Here is an 11,362-nt window from a genome sequence, read left to right as displayed (position 1 = left end):
CCATTTCCGCGACCGAGGCAAGGATATGGAACAGCAGCCGCCCCGATGGCGTGGACGTGTCGAACCCATCCGTCAGCGACCGGAAATCGACCTTGCGCGCCGAGAGGTCGGCCGCCAGTTCGATCAGTCCTTGGATCGAGCGGCCCAACCGATCGAGCTTCCAGATGACCAGCGTGTCGCCGGCCCGCACGAAAGTGAGGGCCTCGATCAGGCCGGGCCGGTTCAGCTTCGCGCCGCTCACCTTGTCGGTGAACAGCTTTTCGCACCCAGCTCTGGTCAGCGCATCGGTTTGCAGCGTCAGGTCCTGATCGGACGTCGAGACACGCGCATAACCAACCAACATGAGTCCCGTTATCCCAACTCGAACAGCGAATTTCGGGACTCATATTTCGGGAACATATTTTGGGAAAGCTCCGGCGTTCATCGGGCGCATTTTTATGCTGGTCCGATCCATCCCGTTGGAGGTTCCCAATCGGGAATGACCGGAAACGCCCAATTGCGGACAAGGACGTGATCTGCGACCTTCCACTTATGCGTCAAGGCGTTCTGATCTCCTGCTGTGGTTTGATGGTTGTGTCTTCGCCGGCCGTTGGGACGCTGCCTGCGTCTACCGAGCAACTGATTTGTGGCGCATCCTCAATGGTTATGGGCGAAGTGATGACGGTGCAAAGTCGGGATTGCCGGCTGACTGCCGGACCAGCTGTTACAGATTGTGAGCCTAAAGCCCTTGCGTCCATCACTATACAACGTGTGGGGAGCGCTCTTGAGGGTAGCCAACTGCCGGAGGTGGGAGATCGGTTCGAAGTCGATACTAGCGGCTTTATCGAAGACGGGAACTTAAACACTCGCTTGGGCCGAACAGTCATGACAAACGCCGATCTTGAGATGCGGCTTAGGGGTAAGCGCTTTTACATTGGTGTTTGGACCAGCCCAACTTGGCGTAGGCCATGGGCGAAACTTTGGAACCCGGACGGAACGGCAGCGGAAATTTGGCGAAAGACCTGTCCCCATAGTCTCTGGAGAGTGAGGCCGCAGGGCCGCCCACAGGTTCAGCACTGATTTTCCGCTTTCCACCCATCAGCGGACATTCCCGTTTCACCATCGTGAAGTGGGAAACCCCGTGACGGGCGTTTGTGCGCGTGCAAACCCAGTGGTCGTTTTGATTGCAGGTCGCCGTTAGCAATCCGCCGCAAACTCCTTCATCGGTCAACATTCCTAGTGAAATCAAACGAGGAAAGCGGTGGGATGAAGGGATCGAGCCCGGCTCGGTCGAGGTCAGTGGGAAGCCTTGTCTCTCCGGCAGCGTCGCTCAGCCATGGCAGCCGGCGATTGATCGTGCGTGTGACCGGCGCGTCAACGATCTCGAACGTCACACGTCGAATGGCCACTGCAAATGGAGCGATACGGCCGGGCGGCAGGGGGCCGATCCAGCGGATCGTCTCTGGACGTGAGCGGTCGGCGAAACGGACCAGGTCGGGCCAGTTCTGTAGCTGACTGCTGCCGGACGCGAAGGTTGGCGGCACCTCGCGAACGCCGCGCATCGCCTTGATTGCCGCGATCTCGGCGCCTCTGACATCGTAAGTGTCACCTTTCACAGACGGGATCAGCGATCGCGCGACGCTGCCGGGCCAATCCATGAAGTTGCCGGCCCGCATCAGGGCGAACACGAGTCCTTGCCGCCCCAGGTCGATGACGATTGCCTCGCCATCCTCTCGCGTCCTGATCGCTCCTGGGCTCGGGATGGTCTGTGGCCCCGCTTGCCACGTGTGCACCTCGATCACGCCTGAACCGCTCCTGACTCCTTGGGGCGTCGCTAACTCGACGGTCAGGCGGTAGCGGTATGTGGGCAGTTCCTCGTACCCAGGTGTGCAACCGGCAAGCACGAGCAATCCCAGCAGCGATAGGTAGGCACCTGCCTCGCGAAACGTACTGCGGGCCATCAATACCCCCTGCGCACGAAGGCCACTTCGGTAAGCGACTCGAGTTGACGGTCAGCCAGCGGCGCATCCATGCTGCTGGGCTTCAGACTGCCCCGCTGGCTCGCCAGCCAAGGCAGTCGATCACCGATGGTGTGGGTGATCGCATCGTCGGTGACCTGCAGCGTGATACGACGAAGCTTCATACCGCCGCCTATATCGTCCGGATCGATGAAGCGGATCGTTTTCGGGCGGCGCTCGTCACCGAAGGCGACGAAACTTGGCCGGGCATCCATGCCGATCAGCGGATAGCCGGCTCCGGCGGGGAGACGACGGGGCAGCACCAGCGGGATACGCGTGGCGGCAACCGCCCGGACCACGTCGGCGATCGGCGCATTGCCCATTGCCGGGGGGCGCACGAGCCACAGGACGATCCATCCCGCCCAATCCGCTGCCAGACGCGACCATAGCAGCGCGTAAATTGTACGCCCATCCGGCAGATCGACTGGCACGGCTTCGCCAACGATCGCCATATCGGCGGCGAACTCGCCCGTAAGGCGCGGGCGGACCTCGATCACGCTCGATCCGGTGCGCAGGCCCGTCGGCGTGTCGACCTCAACCGTCATGCGATACCTATAAGGTGCGACTTGCGTGCGCGGAACGCAGCCATTGAGGACTGGGATCGTCGCCGCCAGCATCATTGCCGCGACACCTGTTATGAAACCCTTCATCGCTCGATGCGTCCGACGCGAGCAGACGAGGTGAAAGGGCTATTGAGGGGGCCAAGATTACCACGTTCAGGCCGTATCAAGGGCAGGTTCGGATCGGTTTGGCCATCTTCAAACAACAGATTTCTTCCGCCTTTCACGCCGCAACGACTGCCGTTCTAAGATCCTAATGAAGCCGAGAGCGGCAACAGCATCACGGTCGCAAGCGGAAGCGAGACGATCCACCCTTTCCCATCAGGATGGTGAAATGGGAAAGCGCATGGCTTGCTTAACCTGACTTCCGGCCGAAGCGGGAAACCGCCGCCGACATCAGATATCCCGTCCGTTCGGTGTGAACACCGACTAAGCGCTTAATCGGACCACGTTGCTGACGTAGCCCCCAGCTCCGTTGCTGGACTGTCCCAAGCGATCGTCGTGCCTTGCATGTCGAACGGTGGGCGCAGCCGCCGTCCATCGCCCCAAGGCGTTCTTTCAGTGATCGGCGACAGGTCGGCTTGTTCGGGTCGCAGACCAAGCGTGCCGGTAATGGTCGCGGGATGCCTGGCTAGCAGATAGCCTGTGCGCGCGAGCGAAAGGCGGGCGGAGCCGATCCCGTTCCCCCGCGCGCCTTTGCACAAAGCGGCAAGCGTGGCGGCCGCCATGAGATAGCCGGTCGCATGATCGAGCGCTTGCACCGGGAGCGGGGTAGGCTCGGTCCGACTGGACCAGGTCATCCCGGCTTCAGCTATACCACAACTCATTTGAACGAGGCTGTCGAACCCGCGCCGACCGGCCCAAGGTCCTGTCCAGCCATAGGCGTCCAAGGTCGCCTCGATCAGGTGAGGGTTCAACCGCTGCCGCGCTTCCGCGCCCAGTCCGAGCCCATCGAGAGCGCCCGGGCGATAGCCGTGCACGAGCACATCCGCGTCCGCCAACAGGCGTTCCAGCGATGCTTTTCCTTCGGAAGTGTCGAGCTGCAAATGTGCGCAGCGCTTGCCCAACGTCACGTCCGGAACGACGTTCGCCTCCTCCCAATCAGGCGGGTCAATCCTGAGCACAGTCGCGCCGAGTCCAGCCAAAGTGCGTGTGGCGACCGGGCCGGCGATGACACGGGTGAGGTCAAGCACCCGCAGACCGGCGAGCGGGCGGTCGCGCGTTCCGCCCCAGGACCGGAGGGACCCTGGCCGCCCGGCATCCCAAGCGATCAGCGGCTCGGTCGCGACTGCGACACCTTGCGGATGCCGTAGCCATTCGTCGCGGGAACGCATCGCGGCGGCAACGCCGTTGGCGTCCACTATGGCTGTTTCCAGAGCCTCCGCGTCCCAGTCGGCCACGGCCCTCGCGACCAAGCCGCGGTCGGGTTCGACGCCTAGGACCGACAGCGCGGCACGACGATGATGCGCCAGATTGGTGTGCAGCTTGATCCAGCCATCCCGCGTCCGGTAGTCGCCGGCTACTGCATCCCAGACGGGCGGCATCTCCCAGCCGACTGGATGGATCGAGCGCCCCGCCCATAGCGATACCAGCCGCTGGTGAACGCAAACGGGAGGCGGCGACGATGCAAGCCCCACCGCCTCGACCAGTGAGCTGGCGGCGCTTGCCACAGCCGCCACCGATGCGCTGAGTAGCTCGCTCACCTCGAAGCATGACGGGAGTCGTTCGTCGCCGGTCACCTCGGCAAAAAGATCGACACCTAGGGCTGACTCGATTTCACCTCGCACCGACGCTGCCCTCCGCACTCTCAGCTTCTCGGGATTTGCATAGTAGCTTTATCGACGTCGGTGAATGCAGATGCGGCGGCGGCGAATGTGACCTAACCAGCATTCTCGATTGGGATGGTGAAGCGGGAAAGCGTTCGCCAGCCCACTAACGGGCTGGCGGCTGCATAAGCTCTATCGTGATATGATCGGGGCCTGAAACGTAGGAAACCAGTGTTCCCTTCCGTGGACCACCCGCGACCGGCAGCGGACTACCCTTCGCCTTCCATCCCGCCGCCTCGACGCGGGCAATCGCGGCCTGAATATCGTTCACGGTCAGAGCCAAATGGGCCGCACCGATTGCCCCCGCGCTGTTGGGCACCGCCCCGTTCTGGCGCCCTTTTGAATATTGCAATAGTTCGACCACATAGCCGTCTGGTGCCCTGACGATCGCGGTTTTCACGCTGGGATCATCGACACCAGTCACCTGATGCAGGAAGTCGCCCCCCATCTCCGACTGTCGCTCAAGTTTGAAGCCGAGCGCTCCCGTCCAGAATCGAATGGCTTCGTCCAAAGACGATACAGCGAAGCCTGTGTGATCCACGGCAATTACGTTTGCGGCGTCCGGCATTGCTGTACTCTCACTGGGTCAGGCTTGCGGTATCAGGGATTGCTTCCCGGCGGTTCTCTACAGGCTAGACATTCGGGAAGGCCGCAACGATCCTTCTCACGTTCTCTTAAAGGTGTTTACCGCTTCGCCACACCGATCAGCGCGGTTGAAGGGATAGCAAGGTGTGCCTGGTCGCCCGCCAGCGATCGCAGCTCCGTGACGATCCAGCCTTTCTGCATGTCATCCAGGCTGGTCCAGTCGGGTGATGGTCCGAACAGCGCATCGAGATCGTCCAGCGCCGCCATGTCGAGGTCAAAGTTGCGGGTGACATGCTCGATCTGCGGCTCACGATAGCCCGCCCGCACCAGTTCCGCAGCAAAGCCCTCCGCCTTGCTGAGGATCGTCATCGCCTCCGGCATGGCCGTGAGTTCACGTTCGGGAAACAATCGGCGGATCAACTGCCCAAGCAACATGAACGCACCGGCGCCGCGGCCCTGCCACACCGCCACGACGCCGTACCCACCAGGCCTGGTAACCCGCACCATCTCGGCCAGCCCCGTGCGCCAGTCGGGGAACATGAACACGCCGAAGATCGAGAACACCGCGTCAAAGTAGCCATCGGGCAGATCGAGTGCCTGACCGTCCATCACCCGCGCCTCGACATTCGGCAGCCCCTTTGCGGCGATGCGCGCGACCATGCCCGGTGAGAAGTCGGTCGCGAGAACTTGCGCTCCGGACACCGCGGCGGCGAGTGTCAGCGCGCCGGTTCCGGCTGCCACGTCCAACACGCGGGACGAGGCCGTTAGCGGTACATGGGCAAGGGCAGCATCGACATAGCGTGCCGTGTAGGGATGCGCGGTCGTCTCATACCGCTCGGCCGCGCTATCCCAATGATCTGCCTTGTTGAACTCACGCATCGGCCATGCTCCACGAATCATGCAACCTCTCAGGTATCGTGACCGTCAAAGCTTGCCAAGATGATGTCGGCGACGGAAGCGTGTGCCATGCGGAATGACGGTCGCCTCTCGCGAATGCTTCACGTGCTGATCCACATGGCACAGCATGACGGGCCGATGACCTCCGAAGCGATCGCCCGTATGCTCGGCACCAACCCGGTCCTGATCCGCCGCACGATGGCCGGATTGCGGAACGCGGGCTACGTCCGTTCGGAGAAGGGGCATGGCGGCGGTTGGGCTATCGCCACCGATTTGGAGACGGTGACGCTGCTGGACGTGCATCACGCCGTTGGCGGCCCTCACCTGTTCGCGATCGGGATCGAACATCCCGAACCCGGCTGCCAAGTCGCGGCTGTCGTCAACGAAGCCGTGAGCGACGCACTACAGGAAGCCGAACGTCTGCTGGTCGAACGGCTGGCATCGATCAGCCTGGCGACCCTCGTTCAGACGTTCGATGAACGGCGCGGCTCTGTCAGTGTCTGATTAAATCAGCATCCTTCCCGATAACGATCCCAATCGGGACGGTGTCGGAGCCGTCCGGTTGTGACACCACCAGCTGGCCCGCGCATTTCCGCGGGTTTACAGGTGTCAGAATCCCGTGTCAGAACACGCGGATGCAAATTGGCTATGCGCGGGTGTCCCGCGGCGATCACCAAGACCTCGATGTCCAAGTCGCTGCGCTCGCTGCGGCGGGGTGCGATCCGATCCTTCGCGAGGAAGCCTCGGGGGGGCAGGCCGATCGGCCCGAGCTGGCGCGCGCGATCCGAAGCCTGCAGTCGGGCGATGTACTGGTAGTGTGGAAGCTCGATCGCCTGTCCCGCTCGCTACGCGACCTCCTGTTCACGCTGGAAGAGGTTGCGATGGCCGGTGCGGGCTTCCGGTCGCTGACCGAGGCCGTAGACACCACCACGGCGGCTGGACGATTGATGGCCCAGACGTTGGGTGCCTTTGCCGAGTTCGAGCGCGCCATGATCCGCGAGCGCACCATGAGCGGCCTGGCACACGCGCGCCAGGCTGGACGTCTTTTGGGTCGCCGGCCAAGCCTCACCCGGCAGCAGCGCGCCGAGATCGTCGCTAAGGCGGAATCCGGCCAGGGATCACCGGCGCAGCTCGCCAGCTTGTTCCGCGTCTCGCGATCAACCGTGCAGCGCGTGCTTCGCGATCATCGCAACCGATCGGCCGTAGCATGAGCCTTGCCCCTGCCCTGCTCCGCGATCTGCCAGCAGACCTCGATGCGCAACGCTACGAACTTGCCCGCGCCCGCCAGCTCGCGCGGGCCTGGGCGGAGACGTTGCCCGAACCACGACGCCGGGACATGGCAGCGCTGTTTACGCGCGCTGCGATCGACACCTATCGCGTCGAAGCCCGACCCCATGCGATCCTTAGTCCACCGTTCGCCGCGCCCTATGGCCGGCTTGATCGCGCGGTCGACGAGCTGGCTGCAGTGGTCGGGCGTGAGGCCGCGCCGTTGCCGATCGCCGAGGCGATCTATTTCCTGACCGGCCTCTACACGACCCTGCTCGCGGCACGGGAACGCGGAGCGATGGGGGCGTTCTACACCCCGCCGGCGCTGGCGAACCGGTTGCTCGACATGGCCGAGGAACAGGGGATCGACTGGACCCGTGCGCGCGTGCTCGATCCGGCGAGCGGCGGGGGCGCGTTCCTGTTGCCTGCAGCCGAACGGATGATCGCTGCGCTTCCTGCGGCCGAGCCGGCGATCGTACTGCGGCAGATCGGCACCCGCCTGACCGGGCTAGAGCTGGACCCCTACGCCGCGGGCTTCGGGCAGAATGCGATCGAGCTGCTGCTGGCGGACGTGACCGCCGCTGCTGGCCGTCCCGCCCCGATCGTCGTGCGCGTCGCCGATACGCTGGAGGAGGCGCCCAGTGCCCGCTTCGACCTGGTGATCGGCAATCCCCCATATGGGCGCATCACCCTCACCCCCGAGCAGCGCCAGCGGTTCGCACGCGGCCTCTACGGTCACGCCAATCTCTACGGCGTGTTCACGGACATTGCCGTGCGCTGGACGAAGAAGGGCGGGACGATCGCCTATCTGACACCGACAAGCTTCCTGTCGGGTCATTACTATTCCGCGCTCCGCGAGCTGATCGCCAGGGAGGCGCCGCCCGTCGCGATCGATTTCGTCCATGCCCGGCGCGGCGTGTTCGAGGATGTGCTGCAGGAGACGTTGCTGGCGGCCTACAAGCGCGGCGCCAAGCCCGGCCGCGCCCAGGTTCATTATGTCGAGGTGGCGAACGAGCGCGAGGCGCGTGTCATCCGCAACGGCACGATCGGCCTGCCCTCCCCCGCCTCGCAACCGTGGCTCGCGCCGCGCGAGCCGCGGCATAGCGCGCTGATCGCAAAGGCCGAGACGATGCCGGCGCGGCTTGCCGACTGGGGTTATCGCGTCTCGACGGGGCCACTGGTGTGGAATCGCTACAAGGACCAGATGCGGCTTCGCCCCGCGCGCGGGGCACATCCGCTGATATGGGCGGAAGCGGTGTCGGCGAATGGGCACTTCGCGTTTCGGGCCGAGAAGCGCAACCATGCGCCCTATTTCAAGATCGAGCGCGGTGATGCCTGGCTGCTGGTCGAGGAAGCGTGCGTCCTCGTCCAGCGCACCACCGCGAAGGAGCAGGCGCGTCGCCTGATCGCGGCCGAGCTGCCAGCGGACTTCATCGCGCAACATGGCGGTGTGGTGGTCGAGAACCACCTGAACATGGTCAGGCCATGTGCACGACCGGCGGTATCGCCAGCGACGGTCGCGGCGGTGCTGAATAGCGCGATCGTCGACCAGCTCTTCCGCTGCATCAACGGTAGCGTCGCGGTATCGGCGTTCGAGATGGAGGCGCTGCCCCTGCCCGCACCTGCCGCGATGAAAAAGGTGGAGGCACTGGTCCGCCGCGGTGCCGCCATCGAGGATGAACTGGCGCGCCTATATGGGCAAGTTGCACCATGACGCCGCTGCTGACCCGTGAGGAGGTTCATGCCCGGCTACAGGAGATCTTCCCCGATGGGGCGCCCAATCGCGCCTATCTGACCCGGATGCTGGCGGCGAGCACGGTGTTCGTCGCCCTCTATATCGACGCGGTTGAAGGCAGCGGGACGTATCTCGGTCCCAAGCACGTCTATCGCATGACCGATGAACAGGCGGCGCGGACCGACGATGCGGACCGGGCCGTCTATGCGACCGGCGTGCTGCGCACCGGGAGCCAGGTCGAAGGGCGACGTTGGTATCAGGACAACACCCGCGAGCCGATCCGCGACGAGACGTTGCGCGAGGGACTGGTGGCGATCGGCGCGGTGACCGAGCGTACCGACCTTGCCACCACGTCGAGCAAGCCGCGCTACGCGCTGAAGGCTGGATTTGGCGCTTTATTCGACCCGGACCTTACAGGCGAAGCGCTGCAGGTCCGGATAACGGCGTGGCAGGCTGAGGCGTTAAACAAGGGTGCGCTCGCCCGGCTGGCGATCGTTCGTCGCGGTGCCGGGGTTAGCGCCGATCAGGTGTTGGTCACCTTCCCGAACGGTGAGACGCGCCGGATGAAGCCTGGCCCCAGTTCGGAGATTACCAAAGCGGTGGTCGAGGTGTTCGCCCCCACCTTCCTCGCCGATCCTACCGTCCTGTTCCTCAGCGAAAGCGGCAACAAGGTGGTCGCGCGCGACGACGAGCTGGCGCGGTCGATCGGTCTTGCCATCCAGGCAGACCGAAACTTGCCCGACACGATCCTCGTCGACCTCGGGCCAACGCATCCGTTGCTGGTGTTCGTGGAGGTGGTTGCGACCGATGGCCCGATCAGCGAACGTCGTAAGGAGGCGTTAGAGGCGTTGGTCGCCGAGACGGGTTTTCCTGCCGAGCATGTCGCGTTCGTGACAGCGTTCCTCGATCGCAGCGCCGGGCCGTTCAAGAAGACGGTCGATAGCTTGGCATGGGGTAGCTACGCATGGTTCGCAGCCGAGCCGGAGAGGCTGGTGGTGTTCAGTCAGGCCCCTGGAGGGCTGCAGGGGCGGCCTTGAAAGGAAGCCTGACGAAGCAAAAAACTTCAGATTTTGGGTCGAGCATGAGGTCGAACAGTTTTCACCCAGGTTTTGCGAGGCCCGACCCACGTTGAGATCGCCAATCAGCGTCTCCTGAACTTTTGGAGCGTGATGGGAGGTGTGCGGCTGTTGCCGATCAGCGGATAGCGTTTCCAACCGCTACGATGATCGGCCCGACCAAGGATGAGGACGCCGGTCCGGGAAAGCAATCACTTCGGCATCGTCATAGTGCACGCCCGGCCTGTCCGCAGGATGTCTCTTGAGCGAAACCACCTCCGCAGCATCCCGGTCAAACCAGCCCGGCGGCAGACCGCACAGCTCTTCGACGTCAGTGCTGGAGATCGTAAATTCGGTAGCAAGCAGGTCCGCCTTGCTGCGGACGTTGTTTTCAACAATCAGGTTCAGGCTGTCCCGCAGCGCCCGCGGGGGCTGTATCGGCCAATGCTGGTCGAGCGGTTCGCCCTTTGACCATCCCTTCGCCGAATAGAGCTTGTAGAGCTGTCGGGAGAACTCCTCAGGGATGATTTCCAGATCGGACAGCCGCTTTATCTGGGCCTTGACCGAAACCCGCCACCGCTCTTTCAGGCTGACTAGCATCGCCAGCGACGCATGACGCACATCCTTGGGATAGGTTGTCGAAGGCATCAGCAATGCGCTGCCCAGACGGAATGCCTGCTGCTCTATAGATCGCAGATTGGCCTGAAATTCCTCTGCCGGCACGGCCTGATGAAGGACAGCGTGGGCAAGTTCATGCGCCGCATCCATCTGACGCCGTGGGAATGACATCTTGTCCGTTGCGAGCAGGACATGCGGACGGCCATCGATCGGGGACCAGCTGCATAGTCCATCAAGCTTGGTCGTGTTCATGGGGATGGCTGCAACCACGATGCCGATCCGTTCCATGATCGCGACAACGTCGCCGCATGGCCCTTCACCCAGCTGCCAGTGGCGCCGAAGCCGAAGCGCGATTTCCTCGATATCCTCGTCACGCAACTGGGTATAGCTTGCGCCATCAAGCACGTCGGGAATGTCCACCTCGGGCAGATCAACGTAATGCCCGATGACAAAACTGATTTCCTGCAACCAGTGCATCTGCGCCTTCTGGAAATCCAGATCGCGCACCAGCGTGCTCGCCAACGATCGAAGGAAGGTAGGCCGATCGCTGTGGAAGGGCGGACGCAGAAAATATTCGGGGCGTACACCCAGTTCACCGGCAAGACGGACCAGCGTCGCATTATCGGGAGTCTGGCCCGACGTTTCATCTTCCCATCGGGAGGTGGTGGTGGCGCTCATACCCAAACGACGCGCAAGCGCGGCCTTTGACGGAATGCGCCGCGCCTCGCGTGCTTCGGTAAGCCTTGCAGGAATGAACCCGGGGGTGCCGATACGCATATGTTCGAGTCCCTATGGCTCCGCACCCAAGAAGGATGCGGAGCAA

The 11,362-nt window shown here is 63.3% G+C and carries 11 protein-coding genes; 4 read left to right on the top strand and 7 right to left on the bottom strand.

All coding sequences use genetic code 11. The features are described from left to right. The 6 genes from SPDO_RS16465 to SPDO_RS16440 all read right to left on the bottom strand — a co-directional run. A partial coding sequence (locus SPDO_RS16465) for a recombinase family protein (RefSeq protein ID WP_143559691.1) occupies nt 1–343 on the bottom strand: 343 nt, incomplete at its 3' end. An 856-nt stretch (nt 344–1,199) separates the two neighbouring features. Then, a complete protein-coding gene (locus SPDO_RS16460) occupies nt 1,200–1,940 on the bottom strand; it encodes a hypothetical protein (RefSeq protein WP_088368607.1) in 741 nt (246 codons plus the stop codon). Then, complete coding sequence (locus SPDO_RS16455) at nt 1,940–2,542, bottom strand: hypothetical protein (protein WP_088368606.1); 603 nt, start codon at nt 2,540–2,542, stop codon at nt 1,940–1,942. Before SPDO_RS16455 ends, SPDO_RS16460 begins: the two co-directional genes overlap by 1 nt. Before the next feature lie 452 nt (nt 2,543–2,994). After that, nucleotides 2,995–4,344, bottom strand: a complete 1,350-nt coding sequence (locus SPDO_RS16450) for a CoA transferase (RefSeq protein WP_211280112.1) — start codon at nt 4,342–4,344, stop codon at nt 2,995–2,997. Between the two features lie 145 nt (nt 4,345–4,489). Beyond that, nucleotides 4,490–4,951, bottom strand: a complete 462-nt coding sequence (locus tag SPDO_RS16445) for a VOC family protein (protein WP_088368605.1) — start codon at nt 4,949–4,951, stop codon at nt 4,490–4,492. A 116-nt stretch (nt 4,952–5,067) separates the two neighbouring features. Then, nucleotides 5,068–5,847, bottom strand: a complete 780-nt coding sequence (locus SPDO_RS16440) for a class I SAM-dependent methyltransferase (protein WP_088368604.1) — start codon at nt 5,845–5,847, stop codon at nt 5,068–5,070. 87 nt (nt 5,848–5,934) lie between these two features. On the opposite strand from SPDO_RS16440, the gene SPDO_RS16435 reads away from it, so the two are divergent. From SPDO_RS16435 to SPDO_RS16420, 4 genes are all read left to right on the top strand, one after another. Next, nucleotides 5,935–6,369: an Rrf2 family transcriptional regulator gene (locus SPDO_RS16435; protein WP_088368611.1), complete on the top strand. Its 435-nt coding sequence runs from the start codon at nt 5,935–5,937 to the stop codon at nt 6,367–6,369. A gap of 131 nt (nt 6,370–6,500) precedes the next feature. Further along, the gene (locus tag SPDO_RS16430; RefSeq protein ID WP_088368603.1) at nt 6,501–7,076 is read left to right on the top strand and encodes a recombinase family protein; all 576 of its coding nucleotides are present in this window, start codon (nt 6,501–6,503) and stop codon (nt 7,074–7,076) included. Next, nucleotides 7,073–8,845: an HsdM family class I SAM-dependent methyltransferase gene (locus SPDO_RS16425; protein ID WP_088368602.1), complete on the top strand. Its 1,773-nt coding sequence runs from the start codon at nt 7,073–7,075 to the stop codon at nt 8,843–8,845. The genes SPDO_RS16430 and SPDO_RS16425 overlap by 4 nt, the downstream gene beginning before the upstream one ends. Beyond that, nucleotides 8,842–9,903 (top strand): BsuBI/PstI family type II restriction endonuclease, encoded by a 1,062-nt coding sequence (locus SPDO_RS16420; RefSeq protein ID WP_088368601.1) that lies wholly within the window; start codon nt 8,842–8,844, stop codon nt 9,901–9,903. Before SPDO_RS16425 ends, SPDO_RS16420 begins: the two co-directional genes overlap by 4 nt. Before the next feature lie 180 nt (nt 9,904–10,083). Here the strand turns inward: SPDO_RS16420 and SPDO_RS16415 are convergent, their stop codons facing one another. Next, nucleotides 10,084–11,316, bottom strand: coding sequence for a helix-turn-helix domain-containing protein (locus SPDO_RS16415; protein WP_143559690.1), 1,233 nt, complete (start codon nt 11,314–11,316; stop codon nt 10,084–10,086). Between the last annotated feature and the right edge of the window lie 46 nt (nt 11,317–11,362).

This window comes from Sphingomonas dokdonensis (assembly GCF_002197685.1).
GTDB classification, from domain to species: domain Bacteria; phylum Pseudomonadota; class Alphaproteobacteria; order Sphingomonadales; family Sphingomonadaceae; genus Sphingomonas; species Sphingomonas dokdonensis.
The sequence above is the reverse complement of the archived record's forward strand: the minus strand, read 5'-3'. Positions and strand labels throughout refer to the sequence as shown.

Excerpts from the sequence above, each read along its gene's own strand:
- SPDO_RS16415 (WP_143559690.1), bottom strand. The coding sequence starts at position 11,316 with ATGCGTATCGGCACCCCCGGGTTCATTCCTGCAAGGCTTACCGAAGCA.
- SPDO_RS16445 (WP_088368605.1), bottom strand. The coding sequence starts at position 4,951 with ATGCCGGACGCCGCAAACGTAATTGCCGTGGATCACACAGGCTTCGCT.
- SPDO_RS16425 (WP_088368602.1), top strand. The coding sequence starts at position 7,073 with ATGAGCCTTGCCCCTGCCCTGCTCCGCGATCTGCCAGCAGACCTCGAT.
- SPDO_RS16430 (WP_088368603.1), top strand. The coding sequence starts at position 6,501 with ATGCAAATTGGCTATGCGCGGGTGTCCCGCGGCGATCACCAAGACCTC.
- SPDO_RS16440 (WP_088368604.1), bottom strand. The coding sequence starts at position 5,847 with ATGCGTGAGTTCAACAAGGCAGATCATTGGGATAGCGCGGCCGAGCGG.
- SPDO_RS16420 (WP_088368601.1), top strand. The coding sequence starts at position 8,842 with ATGACGCCGCTGCTGACCCGTGAGGAGGTTCATGCCCGGCTACAGGAG.
- SPDO_RS16455 (WP_088368606.1), bottom strand. The coding sequence starts at position 2,542 with ATGACGGTTGAGGTCGACACGCCGACGGGCCTGCGCACCGGATCGAGC.
- SPDO_RS16435 (WP_088368611.1), top strand. The coding sequence starts at position 5,935 with ATGCGGAATGACGGTCGCCTCTCGCGAATGCTTCACGTGCTGATCCAC.
- SPDO_RS16460 (WP_088368607.1), bottom strand. The coding sequence starts at position 1,940 with ATGGCCCGCAGTACGTTTCGCGAGGCAGGTGCCTACCTATCGCTGCTG.